This window comes from Variovorax sp. 350MFTsu5.1, assembly GCF_048302515.1.
Lineage (GTDB): Bacteria > Pseudomonadota > Gammaproteobacteria > Burkholderiales > Burkholderiaceae_C > Variovorax > Variovorax guangxiensis.
In genome coordinates this window covers 1,089,913-1,104,271 of sequence record NZ_CP157620.1, presented here as the reverse complement: position 1 = coordinate 1,104,271, position 14,359 = coordinate 1,089,913, and the positions used below count along the sequence as shown (strand labels likewise).

The 14,359-nt window shown below is 63.0% G+C and carries 17 protein-coding genes; 11 read left to right on the top strand and 6 right to left on the bottom strand.

Features of this window, described 5'->3' with window-relative positions; all coding sequences use genetic code 11:
* Positions 1 to 109 precede the first annotated feature (109 nt).
* Positions 110 to 415, top strand: a complete 306-nt coding sequence (locus ABL843_RS04775) for a hypothetical protein (RefSeq protein WP_418119156.1) — start codon at positions 110 to 112, stop codon at positions 413 to 415.
* A gap of 49 nt (positions 416 to 464) precedes the next feature.
* On the opposite strand, the gene ABL843_RS04770 is transcribed toward ABL843_RS04775, so the two are convergent.
* Complete coding sequence (locus ABL843_RS04770) at positions 465 to 1,901, bottom strand: MFS transporter (protein WP_418119155.1); 1,437 nt, start codon at positions 1,899 to 1,901, stop codon at positions 465 to 467.
* 146 nt (positions 1,902 to 2,047) lie between these two features.
* Here ABL843_RS04770 and ABL843_RS04765 point away from each other — a divergent pair, with 146 nt between their 5' ends.
* From ABL843_RS04765 to ABL843_RS04735, 7 genes are all read left to right on the top strand, one after another.
* The gene (locus ABL843_RS04765; protein ID WP_369659614.1) at positions 2,048 to 3,031 is read left to right on the top strand and encodes a LysR substrate-binding domain-containing protein; all 984 of its coding nucleotides are present in this window, start codon (positions 2,048 to 2,050) and stop codon (positions 3,029 to 3,031) included.
* 105 nt (positions 3,032 to 3,136) lie between these two features.
* The gene (locus tag ABL843_RS04760) at positions 3,137 to 3,724 is read left to right on the top strand and encodes a hypothetical protein (protein ID WP_369659615.1); all 588 of its coding nucleotides are present in this window, start codon (positions 3,137 to 3,139) and stop codon (positions 3,722 to 3,724) included.
* Positions 3,725 to 3,882: 158 nt separating this feature from the next.
* Positions 3,883 to 4,887 (top strand): M35 family metallo-endopeptidase, encoded by a 1,005-nt coding sequence (locus tag ABL843_RS04755; RefSeq protein WP_369659616.1) that lies wholly within the window; start codon positions 3,883 to 3,885, stop codon positions 4,885 to 4,887.
* A 73-nt stretch (positions 4,888 to 4,960) separates the two neighbouring features.
* On the top strand, positions 4,961 to 5,338 hold the full coding sequence (locus ABL843_RS04750; RefSeq protein WP_418119154.1) for a hypothetical protein: 378 nt from the start codon (positions 4,961 to 4,963) through the stop codon (positions 5,336 to 5,338).
* Positions 5,339 to 5,501: 163 nt separating this feature from the next.
* Positions 5,502 to 5,876 (top strand): hypothetical protein, encoded by a 375-nt coding sequence (locus ABL843_RS04745; protein ID WP_369659618.1) that lies wholly within the window; start codon positions 5,502 to 5,504, stop codon positions 5,874 to 5,876.
* Positions 5,873 to 6,376 (top strand): hypothetical protein, encoded by a 504-nt coding sequence (locus ABL843_RS04740; RefSeq protein ID WP_369659619.1) that lies wholly within the window; start codon positions 5,873 to 5,875, stop codon positions 6,374 to 6,376. Before ABL843_RS04745 ends, ABL843_RS04740 begins: the two co-directional genes overlap by 4 nt.
* Positions 6,377 to 6,492: 116 nt before the next feature.
* A complete protein-coding gene (locus tag ABL843_RS04735) occupies positions 6,493 to 6,801 on the top strand; it encodes a hypothetical protein (RefSeq protein ID WP_369659620.1) in 309 nt (102 codons plus the stop codon).
* 144 nt (positions 6,802 to 6,945) lie between these two features.
* Here the strand turns inward: ABL843_RS04735 and ABL843_RS04730 are convergent, their stop codons facing one another.
* On the bottom strand, positions 6,946 to 7,257 hold the full coding sequence (locus ABL843_RS04730; RefSeq protein WP_418119153.1) for a hypothetical protein: 312 nt from the start codon (positions 7,255 to 7,257) through the stop codon (positions 6,946 to 6,948).
* 435 nt (positions 7,258 to 7,692) lie between these two features.
* Here ABL843_RS04730 and ABL843_RS04725 point away from each other — a divergent pair, with 435 nt between their 5' ends.
* Positions 7,693 to 8,895 carry an MFS transporter gene (locus ABL843_RS04725; protein ID WP_369659621.1) on the top strand — a complete coding sequence of 401 codons (1,203 nt, stop codon included), beginning with the start codon at positions 7,693 to 7,695 and terminating at the stop codon, positions 8,893 to 8,895.
* 46 nt (positions 8,896 to 8,941) lie between these two features.
* Positions 8,942 to 9,766, top strand: coding sequence for a 2,5-didehydrogluconate reductase DkgB (gene dkgB / locus ABL843_RS04720; RefSeq protein WP_369659622.1), 825 nt, complete (start codon positions 8,942 to 8,944; stop codon positions 9,764 to 9,766).
* 23 nt (positions 9,767 to 9,789) lie between these two features.
* On the opposite strand, the gene ABL843_RS04715 is transcribed toward dkgB, so the two are convergent.
* From ABL843_RS04715 to ABL843_RS04705, 3 genes are all read right to left on the bottom strand, one after another.
* Positions 9,790 to 10,338 carry an RICIN domain-containing protein gene (locus ABL843_RS04715; RefSeq protein ID WP_369659623.1) on the bottom strand — a complete coding sequence of 183 codons (549 nt, stop codon included), beginning with the start codon at positions 10,336 to 10,338 and terminating at the stop codon, positions 9,790 to 9,792.
* Between the two features lie 56 nt (positions 10,339 to 10,394).
* Entirely contained in the window at positions 10,395 to 11,384 is a 990-nt protein-coding gene (locus tag ABL843_RS04710; RefSeq protein ID WP_126021456.1) for a patatin-like phospholipase family protein, read from the bottom strand.
* 189 nt (positions 11,385 to 11,573) lie between these two features.
* Positions 11,574 to 11,828, bottom strand: coding sequence for a hypothetical protein (locus ABL843_RS04705; protein ID WP_418119152.1), 255 nt, complete (start codon positions 11,826 to 11,828; stop codon positions 11,574 to 11,576).
* 180 nt (positions 11,829 to 12,008) lie between these two features.
* On the opposite strand from ABL843_RS04705, the gene ABL843_RS04700 reads away from it, so the two are divergent.
* A complete protein-coding gene (locus ABL843_RS04700; protein WP_418119151.1) occupies positions 12,009 to 13,841 on the top strand; it encodes a WD40/YVTN/BNR-like repeat-containing protein in 1,833 nt (610 codons plus the stop codon).
* Positions 13,842 to 13,864: 23 nt separating this feature from the next.
* On the opposite strand, the gene ABL843_RS04695 is transcribed toward ABL843_RS04700, so the two are convergent.
* Positions 13,865 to 14,359, bottom strand: coding sequence for a nucleoside deaminase (locus tag ABL843_RS04695; RefSeq protein ID WP_418119150.1), 495 nt, complete (start codon positions 14,357 to 14,359; stop codon positions 13,865 to 13,867).

The window sequence follows — 14,359 nt, the reverse complement described above, 5'->3', positions numbered from 1 at the left end:
TGCTGCGGAGCGTGATGGGTTACGTGCCCATGGTGTCGGCGCCTGGATATCAGACCCCAGGTTGGGAGAACCCCATGCCTGGCCACTATTACAAGGGCGAGGCGATCCGATGAGCGCACGCTGGTGGCTACCACTGAACATGCTGACGTGGACCGTGGCGATGCCCCTGCTCAGCCTCGGCATGCGCTACCTGGACGAGCAGCGAATCCTGGCGATGTCGGAGTCGGTCGTGGCGATGGGAGTTTCTGCGCTGCTGCTGTGGGCCGTCTTCATCTATGTGAAGTTCGTTCCATCTGCGTCCGGCCTATCCCACCGCATCGGATACCTCGTGGCTTTCTTCGCCATGATGACTCTGCTGGGTGCCGCAGGCCTTTGGCTGACTTTCCTGACCATCGTCGCCGTCTACGGGCTGTGACGCCGAGAAGAGGCGCCGCAGAGCCTGCGCTGCGGCGCCGAGCAACCCGCTACCGCCGACCTGCCCTCACCCCCTGCGCCACCAACGTCAACACAGCAAATCCAAGAATCACCCACACACCCGAATAGAGCATCCCCAACTCCGTCCCAGGCGCAATCGCCGCAGTCAGCACCGCCAACCCGCAAGCCCCACCCACCTGCAGCGAACTGTTCAGCAGCCCCGCGGCCAGTCCCTGCTCCTCATCGGCCACGCCGTTCGTCCCCGCCACCATCAGCGCCGAGATGCTCAGCGCGAAACCCACGCCCCACAGCACCGATGCGGGCAGCAGCACGCCCCACAGGTCGGGCTCGGGGCCGATGCGCAGCATCAGCAAGTAACACGGCACGAAAGCCGAGAGCCCCACCAGCAGCACGCGCCTGACGCCGAAGCGGCTGATGAGCGCGCCGATCTTCGGGCCGACGAGCACCACCATCAGGCCGGCCGGCAGCAGTACGAGTGCCATCTGCCATGGCTTCCAGCCCTGGATGTTCTGCAAGTAAAGCGCGACGAGAAACTGGAAGCCCATGGCGCCGCCGTAAAGCAGCGCGGCGCTGATGTTGGCCGCCACCAGTTCGCGGTTGCGGAAGATGCCCAGCCGCACCAGCGGCTCCTTCACCATGCGCTCGATGACGATGAACGCAGCCAGCAACGCCAGCGCCACCACGAAGCCGCCGATGGTGCGCGCCGAAGCCCAGCCCGCCTCTTCCGCCGACACCACGGTGAACACCAGCAGCAGCATGCCCGCCACCAGCGTGACGGCGCCGCCGATGTCGAGCTTCGGCCGGCTCTTGTTGCCGGCGCTCGGCGCGTCGGGCGGCAGGCAGCGCAGCGCGGCGATCATCAGCAGCAGCGCGACGGGAATGGGCAGCACGAAGATGTAGCGCCAGTTCAGCGCAGCCAGCAGCCCGCCGATGAGCAGGCCCGACGAGTAGCCCGAGGCCTCGAACAGGTTGAAGATGCCGAATGCCTTGTTGCGCGCCGGCCCTTCGGCAAAGGTGGTGGCCAGCAGAGACATCGCAGCCGGCCCGGTGAAGCCCGCGGCCATGCCTTTGACAAAGCGCGAGACGATCAGCAGCCCCGCGTCGGTGGCGAAGGCGCCGCCCACCGACACCAGCGCGAACACCGCCAGCCCAGCCACCAGTACGCGCCTGCGGCCGAACAGGTCGGCGCAGCGCCCGCCCAGCAGCAGAAAGCCGCCGAAGGCCAGGATGTACGCGCTGACCAGCCACTGCGCCGTGGCAGCGCCGATGCCGAAGGCCTGCTGGATCTCGGGGATTGCCACCGCGATCATCGAGATATCGAGCCCGTCGAGCAGAATCACGCCGCTGAAGATGAGCAGCGCGATCCACATGCGCGCGGGCCAATGCAAGGGGTCGTGGTTGTCGGCGGTGGCAGCAGCGCCTTCAGCAGTGCTCGCGCCACTTGGGTTGTTCAGGCTGGCAGACATCGTTCATTCACTCGCTTCTTCATTCGGTTGATTCGCCTGATCCTCCCGTGCCGCTCGCGGCTTGGGAAACGAGTAGTTCTCAACGAAGCATCAAACAAGGCTTGAAGATCGATCGACCGGCCGATCGGCACGAAACCACCATCACCATGACCAGCAACAGCGCCACCAGCACGAACCGCATGCTCCCCGGCACGCGCGCCCTGCGCACCTTCGAGGCGGCCGCGCGGCACCGCAACTTCACGCGCGCGGCCGACGAACTGGGCCTCACGCCCGCGGCCGTGAGCTACCAGATCAAGGAAATCGAAGACCAGATCGGCGTGGTGCTCTTCACGCGAACCAGCCGCAGCATCCAGCTCACGCCCGCTGGCGCCGTGATGTTCGAGGCGACTGCCGACGCGCTCGACAACCTGCACCGCGCCGCGGGCCGCGCGCGCAAGCTCACGCGCAGCGCGGCGCAACTGCGCGTGTCGCTGAGCGCGCGCTTCGCCACCAACTGGCTGCTGCCGAGGCTGCCGAAGTTCAGGGCCACGAACCCGGGGCTGGAGCTGAGCTTCGACATCACCGACGAACTGCGCGACTTCGAGGCCGACGACATCGACATTGCCATCCGCTTCGGCACCGGCAGCTATGAAGGCGCGCACGCCGACCGGCTCTTCGATACCCTCATCGTGCCCGTGTGCAGCCCCAGGCTCATCGAGAACGGTCCGCCTTTGAACGAGCCGCGCGACCTGCTGCGCCACGACCTCACGCTCTGCCATGTCGACTGGAAGACCGACACCATGACCTGGCCCGACTGGCGCATGTGGATGGCCGCGGCCGGCGTGGACGACAAGGACATCGACGACAGCCGCTTCGTGGGCTTCACCGATTCGAGCTTCGTGGTGCAGGCCGTGCTCGAAGGCGGCGCCGTGGGGCTGGCAGACCTGGACCTGATCGCGGGCGACCTGGCGCAGGGGCGGCTCGTGCGGCTGTTCGACATCGGCGTGCGCATGGAGCAGCCTTATGCGTACTACCTGGTATATCCGCAGGAGAGCGGCGAGGACGCGCGGGTGGTGGCGTTTCGGGAATGGATGCTGGGGGAGATGAAAGATCGCGATATCGGGCAGCCAGGCAAGTCGGCCACCTCATGAACGTGGCTTGCTCGGGACAGCCGCCCAAAGTGGAGAATCGAACGCCTCCGCACGCGGTTCTTTCGGGCCGCATTCCTTGCGTGCCGGCATTTCGCAAAGGCCCCCATGACCCCGACGATTCGAGAAACCCGGCGCGCCAGCCGGCTCGCGCTTCCACAAGCACTGGCGGTTGCCTTCGCGCTCTCATTGGCACTGCTGTGCCCGGCCGCCACGGCTGCCACGCCCAAGGCCCCGCCGAAATTCACCGACTACCCGATCACCGCGCGAGATCAGCCCCGCGCAGGCCCGCACCCGCCGCTGCGGCTGACAACCCGAACGGCCCGGCGCTACACCACCGTGATCCACAACGCCTACAAGGAGCCGCCCAACTTCGCCGGCCATCTGCGGGTGGCGAGCTGGGGATGCGGCACCGATTGCCGCAACTTCGCGGTGCTCGATCAGAACACGGGCCAGGCCTACACCCTTCCCGGCGTCGATGCGATCGCGGGCGCCATGGGCAACGACGATGAGCGCGTGGATTTCCGGCTCGACAGCCGGCTGCTGATCATCTCCGGCAGCTTCAACGAGAAGCCCCTGCAGGGCAAGTTCTACTACCTGTGGACGGGCCAGCGCCTCCAGCGGATCTTCACCGGGCCGCTGCCCGTGGAGGCGATTGACACCTCTCCAGTGGAAACCCAGACACCCGCGCGCTGAGACAAGGCCCGGATCGCCCGCAACGCGTGCCGCGTTTCTCTTCAAAAGAACCGAAAACTCCAGCCAGCGTGAAGAACTTGTAGCCGGTTGACGTTGGTCCACAGTGTCAACACGCGCATCGCTCTACAACTCCCCGACTCGACAAGGGAGGTTTCAGGATGATGCGCAAAGTTGTATTGGCCGGCGATCCGCCGGCCGCAGGCGGGAGGGTGCTGCCCTACGACGGCCCGATGGTCGATTTCTTCGGGCATCGGCCCGCGCTGATCGGTGGCAGGGCCTACTGCGAAGGATGCAACAGTGTGGGCATCATCGCCAAGGCGGGAGGGCCGCGGCGGCCGCATTTCATATCGGAGATAGCGCTGGAGGGGGATGTGGTGGTGTGCCACTGCCCGGTACCGCAGCCACTCCTGGCTTCGCTGCAACATTCAGTGGATTACGACGACGGCTCGAGCATGGCGCACAGAGTTTTCAGCGCCAACCTGACTACTTCTTGCGGATGGTTTTCCGGGGACCGCGAGACCGTCGCAGCTAGCAAAAAGGTGGTCGACTCTGCCGTGAAGCATCCGCGCGAAGCCGAACAGACTGAGAACATCTGCCCGAACATGACCAACAAGCAGTTCTGCGAAAAGATGCTGGAATTGCGAGACAAGGCCATTCTTCTCATTGCGGAGAAGCGTCTTCCCGAGTTGGCGCGCTGGAATGCGAACGATATGTCGAGGGTGGAAGAGTGGTTTGGTATTTCGGACCAATCGATGCGCGAATACCTGCAGAAAGGCTTGGCCTCGTGCGAATCCGTCCTGAGGGGGATGAACTGCAAGAACTTCATTCGCCTTACACCTGAAGGGAAAGGGCTCCGCTGTATCGTTCCCCCCTACGACAATGAGACGGTCGCGATGGTCTGCAAGCCGGACCTCGCAACGCGGACGATCGCAATCAATGTCCCGTTTTGCGATCTGCGAGACCTTTCCGCGACCCATGATTCGCAGCTCTCGACGCTCATCCATGAAGTAACCCACTTCGACGACACTTTCAGCAGCTTCGACAAGCTTTATCACCTGAGTCAATCACGTGCGGCAGCAAGAACGGACCCAGCAGGAATGAAGACAAACGCGGACAGCATTGCCGGCTATGTTGTGTGGAGTGAGGTTTTCTATGCGAGCTAGGTGGCTGCTGACACTGACTCTGCTCGCGGCCAGCAGCCACGTCGCTGCATGCCAGCGAATCATTCAGATCACCTTGGCCTTTGCCGATGGCTCTGCTGAGCTCGATCGCGCCCAACTCAAGCGGTTGGCGGAGTGGGTCGGTCGTGCCGACGCGATGTACGGAATCTACGAGAGCGCCGGCGTAGAAGCAGGTGCGACGGTCAAGGTGCCAAGCAGAACCTCGGAGGATGCAATGCGCCTCGCAAGAATGCGAGCCGACAACACGACACAGGCGTTGAAAGGTCTCTTTCCCGTGCCCATCGAAGTCGAGCAGTTTGCGCATAGCTACCGAGAGAGAAAAGATGCAGGCCTTGTGGTCAACGACTTCGCTGCCATACAGCTATATCCGAACCTGAGGACCTCGAAACTGCCGGGCTGCAATCCCGGCCAACCCGATGGTTTGGAGCGTTGATGCGAGTGCAGGCCGACCTGCCGACACATCGAGCACGGCGTCGAGCCGAGGCGTTGAAATGAAAGGCTGCTGGCCAACTTTTCCGAGATACCTTCTTGCATCTCTTGCTCTTCTGCTCGCGCCAGCCGCATGGGCTTGCAGCCCGAGCAGAAGCATCGGCGTCGTGTTCGAGCGGAACTCAGCGACCGTTCCGGCCAAGGAGGTTCTCAAGCTCGCCAATTGGACGGCGATGCTCCGATTGCAGTATCCGAATCGCGAGTCGCTTTTTCTTTCAACGCAAGCGGCATTCGGCGAGCACGACGCGAGCAATCTAGGGGTGAAACGCGCCAGGAACGTCGCAAGAGTCCTCAGGGAAGGCTTGCAATTCGACGTGCGCGAAGTCGACTTGCCCACCAAAGGGTATGTCGCCGCTATCCCGGCCCCAGAGGGAAGCGACCTGGTGAAGCGCGTCGATATCGATTTCCTTCCGGCCTGCCCGCACGAATGCCCGTGCCAAGAGGGGGACCCTCTCTACAAACCACCGGCCTCGCAAAGATGAAAGAGCAATTCGAGTCCACGCTGCCTCGCGGAAGATGGTTGTGTGCGGGCGTCGCCCTCGTCTGCACTGTCGCCTTCAATGGGGCCATCGCATGTTCTTTTGGTGGGCTCGAACGCGAAGTGCAGTTCCCGCCGACCAGCACGCGCCTCGGGTCGGAACAGGTCATCTCTCTGACAAACTGGCTCATCGAGCAGAAGGACACACGCCGAGCGACACACGGCATATACCGCGCCGACATCCTTGCGTTCGCGATCAAGGGCGATGCCGATTCGTCGAGAAAGGCACATCTCCGCCTTGCCGAAATCGCCGGCCTTCTGAAGACGCTCAGCGACGGGACTTCTTTCGAAGTGGAAACCCATGTCGATGAACTCGAAAGCCCGCCGACAAGACGGCTGGAGCGCCTGGACAGGCTGCAAGCCACGGTTCAACCAGCTTGCGCCAAGACACGCTCATGCTGCAAGTGGATTGAAGGCCCCGCAGCATCGCCCCAGCAGCAGTGAGCGTTGCGTATTTGAAGCAGCACAGGCTGCGCGCTCTCGATCTCAACGCCTCCGCATCAAGCTCCGAGCCGGGACACACCAGTGCCGGAGCATTTCTTAAAGGGAGAAGCAATTCGATGATCAAGGTCTGGGCACGTCTTCTTTTCAACGTGCTGGCGTGGTTCCTCGCGATGCCGGCAATGTTCGTGGCTGTTGGGGCGCTGGACGAGCGCAAATTCCAGCCACTCTTCGAGAACATCGTTCCGGTCACCGCCGCTATCCTTTTTGTATGGGCGGCCTGGATCTATTGGCACTTCGTTCCGAGCACCCCTCGAATCTGGCGACGCATTGGCTATCTGGCTGCTTTTCTGCTGGGGATGTATCTGATTGGAGCCGGCGCACTGTGGGTGACCTTCTGGGTCATGCTGATGATCCACGGCGCTTAGCGGCCGCGGCCGCCGGCGCAGCACTGAGGAACAACTTCGAAGAGCCCTTGCACGTCCAAGCTTCACCGCCCAGTCCGAGCGGAGACGATCAGCCGGCCAGACCGGCTGCACGAATGAACAACGGACTCTTCGCTGCCGACTACCTCACGCGAGGCCCGGCTTGCGCCCTTGCAGTGCTTCGCGCACCGCGCCGGCCGCGAGGTTGATGGCGTCGATGCGCGCCGTCAGCGCGTCGTTGAGCACACCGAGCAAGGCGCTCAGTTCGGTGCGGCTGGGGGTGAGCTCCTCGCTGTCGTTCAGGGCGCTCGTGTCGACGAGCTTCCTGAGCGCGGCGTAGGCGCGTATCACGTCGTTGAGGTTGTCGGCGTCGTCGCAGGCTTGCAGGGCGAGGTCGTCGAGGTTGGGGGATGCGGGACAAGCGCAGGATTGCGCTGATGCGGGAGCAGCTTGAGCCATGAGAGGCCTCCAAGAATTTCGGTTTGCTACAACCGCCGCACCCGCTTCCAAACGAGGGCGGCAGCTCGAACGGGTTGGAAGACCGGGAAACTCTTGCAAGAAACCGGCAGGGCTCGCGCCCTCCCGTTCGAGCCGCCAAAAGGTGGCATGCGAACGAAAAAGCCGCAGACCTGTGCGGTGCAGTTCATGCCTGCGGCTTTCGTCGCAGAGTTTCGACGGGCTTCCAAACCCGATCGCGCTTTTTTTGCGCGACGAGGCAGTATATCGACGCACTCCAAGCCGACCGACGGTGCCTTGCCACTCCCGATCCGGGTGAGCGCCAGCAAAGCCGACGCTCCCTCATTGACTCGACGTCAAATATCTTCTTCCCAGAACCCCATTTATCCGCAAAGGTAACCGCAAGACACTCCTCCACATCCCCTCAGGAGTGCCCTCATGCCCATCGCCCTACTGGCGCTAACCCTCAGCGCCTTCGCCATCGGAACGACCGAGTTCGTCATCGTTGGCCTCATCCCCACAGTCGCTGCCGACCTCCACATCGGCCTCCCCTCCGCCGGCCTGCTGGTCAGCCTCTATGCACTGGGCGTCGCCATCGGCGCGCCGGTGCTCACCGCGCTCACGGGCAAGCTGCCGCGCAAGGCGCTGCTGCTCGGGCTGATGGCGCTGTTCACGCTCGGCAATCTGCTGGCGTGGCAGGCGCCGAGCTATGAATCGCTGATTGCCGCCCGCGTGCTCACGGGGCTGGCGCACGGGGTGTTCTTCTCCATCGGCTCGACGATCGCCACCGGCCTGGTGCCGAAGGAAAAGGCGGCGAGTGCCATCGCGATCATGTTCACGGGCCTCACGGTAGCGCTGGTCACGGGCGTGCCGCTGGGTACGTTCATCGGGCAGCACTTCGGCTGGCGCGAGACTTTCCTGGCGGTGTCTGCCCTGGGCGTTATCGCCTTCATCGGCAGCTGGGTCTTCGTGCCCGGCAACATCCGCCACACGCCGCCGGCCTCGCTGGCGCAGCAGGCCAAGGTGCTGGCCGAGCCGCGCCTGCTGCTGGTGTATGCGAAGACGGCCATCGGCTATGGCGGCTCGTTCATTCCGTTCACGTTCCTCGCGCCGATCCTCACCGAAGTGTCTGGCTTCAGCGCCGGTGCCGTGGGCTGGGTGATGCTGGTGTACGGCGTGTCGGTGGCGGTGGGCAACATCTGGGGCGGCAAGCTGGCCGACCGCAAGGGCCCGATTCCGGCGCTGAAGATCATCTTCGCGCTGCTGGCCGCGGTGCTGCTGCTCTTCAACTTCGCGGCGCCGCACAAGTGGCTGGCCCTGCTGGCGGTGCTGATGTGGGGTGCGGTGGCTTTCGGCAACGTGCCGGGGCTGCAGGTGTACGTGGTGAAGCAGGCCGAGCGCTTCACGCCGCAGGCGGTGGACGTGGCCTCGGGCCTGAACATCGCGGCGTTCAACCTGGGCATTGCCGGCGCGGCCTGGGCCGGTGGGCTGATCGTGACGCACCTGGGGCTGATGCATACGCCGTGGATCGGCGCGCTGGTGGTGCTGGTGTCGCTGGCGCTCACGCAATGGAGCGGAACGCTCGACCACCGCGCAGGCATTCCGGTGCGCGCCTCGGGGCCGGTGCCGGTCGGGCACTGAACTTCTTTCTTTCCTCTTTCTTTCTTCGAACACGCAAGGAAAAACCATGAACACGAACGTCATCAACAACCCCATTCCCGCCTTCGGCCTCGGCACCTTCCGCCTGAAGGGCCAGGTGGTCATCGACTCGGTGAAGAACGGCCTCGACGTGGGCTACCGCGCCATCGACACGGCGCAGATCTACGGCAACGAGGCCGAGGTGGGCCAGGCGATCGCTGAAAGCGGCGTGGCGCGCGAGAGCCTCTTCATCACCACCAAGATCTGGACCGACAACTACGCCAAAGACAAGCTGGTGCCCAGCCTGAAGGAAAGCCTCGCGAAGCTGCGCACAACCCAAGTCGACCTGACGCTCATCCACTGGCCCTCGCCCGGCAACGCGGTGCCGGTGGCCGAGTTCATGGGCGCGCTCGCCGAGGCCAAGGCGCAGGGGCTCACCAGGCACATCGGCGTGTCGAACTTCAACATCGCTTTGATGAAGGAAGCCATCGCGGCCGTGGGCGCGCAGAACATCGCCACCAACCAGATCGAGCTGCACCCCTACCTGCAGAACCGCAAAGTGGCGGAGTTCGCGAAGAGCGCGGGCATCCACATCACGTCTTACATGACGCTGGCCTACGGCAAGGTGCTGGGCGATCCGGTGGTCGAGGCGATTGCCAAGGCGCGCAACGCCACCGCCGCACAGGTGGTGCTGGCGTGGGCGATGCAGCTGGGCTATGCGGTGATTCCGTCGTCCACCAGGCGCGCGAACCTCGAGGGCAACCTGAAGGCGTTGCAATTGACGCTGACTGACGCCGAGATGGCGCAGATCGCGGCGCTCGACCGCAATGAGCGCCTCACGGACCCGGCCGGTCTGTCGCCGGCCTGGGACTGAGCTCCCTTCACGCTTGCTTGCTTTCAGCCCGCGTTGCCCACGGGCCTGAACCCCCAGGCCTGTGCCCGGAACCCGGTGAAGCTGATGGGCCCGGCCACGGCGCCGGCTTCCACCTTGTTGTCGGTGAGCCCGATGACCAGCGGCGCGTTCGAGTTGTTCGCACCGAACTTGCTCTGGATGTACCAGTAGCCGGGCTCTTCGGTGGACAGCAGGCTCCAGAGTTGCCTGTCGGCATTGGCCAGGTCGACGGACGTCATCACGACGGGCGTGGGGACTACCGTGGAGCCGGGCTGCAGCGTCAGGACGAACCTGGTGTCCATCAGCGTCTGCAGGTACCACCAGCCCGGCGCATCGGGCGAGGGAACGAACAGCCATTGCTGGTTGCCGGCCTGCGGCACCTTGAGCGTGTAGCCGATGACGCCAGCGCCCTTGGCGGGGTTGTTGCCGCTCACGTCCAGCACATAGTGGCCGTCGGGCAGGTACTGGATGTTGTACGGACCTAGGTCCAGCTTCTCGATGGGAATCGCGGGTGAGGATGCTGGCGCTGCAGCACCTTTTGCGGTGATCGACATCGTCGTTTCTCCTTTCCTGGAATGCGTTTTCTTTCTTGCCCGCTTGCAGATGGTGCTCAGCCGAGCGCGTGTTCGACCCAGTACTTCTGCACCAGGGCTTCGGCATACGCGGTGTCCGCGTTGGCGCCCTTGTCCTGCAGCAGCTGCAGGGCCTGCGGGTAGACCGTGTTCTCCGGAACGAAGAAGGGCAGCGTCGGGTTGATGTTGGTGTAGCGGTCGCCCAGCAGCATCTTGGCGAGCATCGGCATGAGCTCGGTCGAAGTGCCGTTCAGGCTCATGTCGAGCACCGGCGACGACTTCACCTGGTTCATGAGGAACGGCGGCGAATTGTTGAAGGGGTTCGCAGTGCCGTTCATCCACTGGTCGGCGCCCCAGTTGTGGGTGTCGCTGGCGATCCAGTCGGGCATGTAGCCGGTGCCGAAGGTGATGGCCGTGATGTCTTCCAGCGCATGGCCCGCCTTCACCGCGAGCGCGATCGCCGCGACTGTCGGGTCGTGGTTGAAGAAGCAGCCGTCGACGTTGCCTTCGAACGAGCCCAGCTGCCCGGGCATCGCGCCGCTCGAAGTGGCCGCCTTCGCGATCTCCACGTCGCCGTGGTCGGGGATCATGTTCGTGTACATGACCGGCTGCCACGGTATGGCCGTCTGCACCGAGTTCTGCACCTCGAGCCCGCCGACGTTGAAGGTGACGAAGAGCACCTTCTTCGTGACGATGTCCTGGACCTTCGTGGTGCCATGCAGCGCGAACTGCGAGGCGTAGACCTCGTCGATCGAATACGCGGGCTGCTTCGGATCAGTGTTCATCTTTTGGTAGAACCCGATCTCCCCGTTCTGGGAGGTGAAGAGATCGATGATGTCCTGAGGCGACTTGCCCGCCAACAGCTCGCTCGTGATGATCGAACCCGTCGAACAACCCGCGATGAGGTCGGTGTTGTCGATGATCTGGGGGTACTTCGCGTACAGCTTATTGAGCACCGATACAGGCATCAGCCCTCGTATGCCGCCGCCTACGAACGAGAGGATGGTGAATTTCTGCGTTTCCGCCATAGCCAACTCCTTTCAAGAGAAATGACTTCCATGAAATGACTTCCCGGCCGGGGAAGCGGAGTCTGGGCGTTCGCGATGTTTGCCGCTACGAGTGGAATCCCGTTCAATCCAACTCTGTAATTCCGCAAGCCGCGCAAGCTTTCGGAATGAAACCTGGAGTGGCAAAACTTGCTGCGAAGGTAGTCGTCTTCACGCTGCGGTCTCGCAAATCGCATCGAGCGCGTACCTTAGTTCGCGCTCTTCTTCCGGGGTCATCGCGAGTGCGAGATCGCGGAATTCGGCCTGGTAGCAAGGCAGCATCAGTGCCGCGGTGAGCAAGTGAACGCCGCTGCCGCGCGTGATGTGTTCGTGGCATGCGATGACGCTGCGATAGGTTTCGAGTGCGCGTGCGACGCGGGGTGAGGTCTGGCTTGCGGTGTCTTCGTCGCTTCTGGTGAAGATCATTGGCGGCTCCTTGCTGCGGCGCGCTTCGCTTGGCGCCATGGGTGCACTCTATTCAGGGCAGCGCGGGACAGGGAGTAACAACATCGTCGTGAAATTCGATGGAGCAGATACAGTCCGACCTGACCGGTAAAGCATGGCACCGGGGAAGGTCACCACCGGTCGACGAGAGGATATTGACGAATGCGGCTTCTGATCGGACTACTGACACTCTGGCTTCACTGGGCAGCGTTTGCCAGCATGCCCCTTTGGCGAGGTGTTGAGATTCGGCATTTCGCGCAATCGGCGCAGCAGCCGGATCGGATATATGCCCTGGCCAACGGCATAGTGTTTCGCTCCAACGATCGTGGCCAGACATGGGAGCCACTGCGATTGCCTCAACCTGCCAAGTACACCGAACTGCACGTCAACCCGAGGAATGCGCAACACGTGCTCGTGCTTGACCTCAGGATCGACACAGATAAGAAGCCCAGGCTGCAGGAGTCACTCGACGGCGGACTGACTTGGACCCAGACTGCTCCATTGAAGTTCTCCGAAGCGAGCGGCTCTACCGGTGGAACCTTCTTCCCCACCCGCTTGATCGTCCCGGCCGGGACACAAGCCAGCGCCTGGTGGGCGTATGACGGTAGATGGTTCCGATCAACTGACGATGGAAGAACATGGCGTAGGCAACCGGGAGGTCTGCCCCCTTCAACTGCAGGACAGGCAGGCTCCCTCAGTTACAGCCTTGACGAGAACGTACTCTTGCGCTCCAGAGACGCGGGGCTGTCCTGGGAAAAGATCCACGAGTTCGAAATTCAACCGATGCGCCTACAGCGCGGCGGTCGGCTTTCCAATCTGATCGCAATCAGCGAGGGCGAACTGGTCCTGCGCAATGCTCAGGGCAATTGGCTCCAAAGCAATGACTCAGGAAAGAGCTGGGCACCGGCGAGCAATGGATTCCAGAACCTCGATCAACGTGGGCCGACATCGACACCCACGCTGCCCGTGCCTCCTTCGGTAGGTGAAACATGGTGCGGCGTCCAGCGCTCACCCGCCATGGCCGATGTGCTTCTTGCGCGATGCATTTGGGACAACGGGGCTTCGCCGAGTTCAACCTGCTTTTATGTCAGCACTGACGCGGGGCGGTCCTGGACACCGCCGCGATCCCCTGCAACCTCATCTCTTTCCGACTGCCAAACTCCCGAATTGAAAGACAAGAGATGGGCCTCAACCGCTTTGCTTCTCGATGCAGTAGATCCGCAGCGCATGCTTGCCGCCTGGCAGGCTGGCGGCCTATATCGGAGTGACGACGGAGGCAAAACCTGGCTAGCATCGGAAACCGGACTCATGTTCCGCGACGGGACTCCGATAGCCTGGGCAGCGGTTGCCGAGCCCCCACTTATCCAGGCTGTGCTCTTCAGAGATCGCGACTTGCTCCTGCGCACGCTTGCGAGTGGTGTCGACATCAACAGTGCGGGCAATCGCCTCGGAGGTGTACTCGAGGCTGATCTGTTCGCACGCCGGACTCAAACCGATCAGCAGGAGTTCATCCAGCCGATGATGTGGTCCGAACTGCGCAAAGCTGGTGCGGTGTCTTTCGCCAGTTCACTCGCAGAGAAACGGCTGCTGACGCAGGCCCTCGATCTAAATCTGGACGACATTGCGGACGACCTGATCAAGTCAGGATATGACTGGGGAGCCAAAGCCACTGCAAGAATGGATGCTCCGGAGGGGGAACTCCTGGAACTGCTGCGCCGGCGGGACCGCCTTGGCTCGACCCCAGACCGAGTCGCAAGATGGGTAAACATGTACATCAATGCGAAGCGGTTCCCTTCTGCGGACCAGACAACACTGGACCTTCTGAATTCCGGGCACCCTGAACTTGCGATCAAGGTACTGAAGGCTACAAGTCGACGTGCTCCGTTCGATCGCCAAGGTACCACGCCTCGAACGCCGAAGCGATTGATCGCAGAAGGACTGGAGACTGCAGGAAAGAAGAACTGGGCACAACGCATCCTCGCCACCAGCTCTTGAGCGGCGGCAAGGCCGGGTGGAGTTCACGCTCCTTTGCGCGTCGCAGCCCAGTCCGAAAGAATCCGCACCGCCTCGCGATCCATCTTCTGCTCGGCCGGCAAGCTGCGTTGCGCGAGCGTCGCACCCGCTTCGGCGCGCAGCGCATCCACATCGATCGGATGCCGCGCCGCCACCGTCACGCCCTCGAACGCCTCGCCCGACTGCGCAAGTGACGCCGCGTAGTAGAGCTTCGCGATTCCCGCAATGTGCATCGCCGCCACGCACATCGCGCAGGGCTCGCAGGAGGTGTAGAGCTCGCAGCCGCGCAGGTCGACGGTGCCGAGCTTGCGGCAAGCATCTCGGATCGCTTCGACCTCGCCATGCGATGTCGGATCGTGATGCGCGACGGAGTGGTTGAAGCCTTCGCCGACTATCACGCCGTCCTTCACGACAACGGCGCCGAAGGGCTCGGTGCCAGGCTCGCTCAGCGCTTGTGCAGAAAGGGCGATCGCCCGTTGCATGAATTGTTCCTGGTACAT

Coding starts and splice junctions, on each gene's coding strand:
- ABL843_RS04775 (WP_418119156.1), top strand. CDS start 110: ATGAGCGCACGCTGGTGGCTACCACTGAACATGCTGACGTGGACCGTG.
- ABL843_RS04770 (WP_418119155.1), bottom strand. CDS start 1,901: ATGTCTGCCAGCCTGAACAACCCAAGTGGCGCGAGCACTGCTGAAGGC.
- ABL843_RS04765 (WP_369659614.1), top strand. CDS start 2,048: ATGACCAGCAACAGCGCCACCAGCACGAACCGCATGCTCCCCGGCACG.
- ABL843_RS04760 (WP_369659615.1), top strand. CDS start 3,137: ATGACCCCGACGATTCGAGAAACCCGGCGCGCCAGCCGGCTCGCGCTT.
- ABL843_RS04755 (WP_369659616.1), top strand. CDS start 3,883: ATGATGCGCAAAGTTGTATTGGCCGGCGATCCGCCGGCCGCAGGCGGG.
- ABL843_RS04740 (WP_369659619.1), top strand. CDS start 5,873: ATGAAAGAGCAATTCGAGTCCACGCTGCCTCGCGGAAGATGGTTGTGT.
- ABL843_RS04735 (WP_369659620.1), top strand. CDS start 6,493: ATGATCAAGGTCTGGGCACGTCTTCTTTTCAACGTGCTGGCGTGGTTC.
- ABL843_RS04730 (WP_418119153.1), bottom strand. CDS start 7,257: ATGGCTCAAGCTGCTCCCGCATCAGCGCAATCCTGCGCTTGTCCCGCA.
- ABL843_RS04725 (WP_369659621.1), top strand. CDS start 7,693: ATGCCCATCGCCCTACTGGCGCTAACCCTCAGCGCCTTCGCCATCGGA.
- dkgB (WP_369659622.1), top strand. CDS start 8,942: ATGAACACGAACGTCATCAACAACCCCATTCCCGCCTTCGGCCTCGGC.
- ABL843_RS04715 (WP_369659623.1), bottom strand. CDS start 10,338: ATGTCGATCACCGCAAAAGGTGCTGCAGCGCCAGCATCCTCACCCGCG.
- ABL843_RS04710 (WP_126021456.1), bottom strand. CDS start 11,384: ATGGCGGAAACGCAGAAATTCACCATCCTCTCGTTCGTAGGCGGCGGC.
- ABL843_RS04705 (WP_418119152.1), bottom strand. CDS start 11,828: ATGATCTTCACCAGAAGCGACGAAGACACCGCAAGCCAGACCTCACCC.
- ABL843_RS04700 (WP_418119151.1), top strand. CDS start 12,009: ATGCGGCTTCTGATCGGACTACTGACACTCTGGCTTCACTGGGCAGCG.
- ABL843_RS04695 (WP_418119150.1), bottom strand. CDS start 14,359: ATGTACCAGGAACAATTCATGCAACGGGCGATCGCCCTTTCTGCACAA.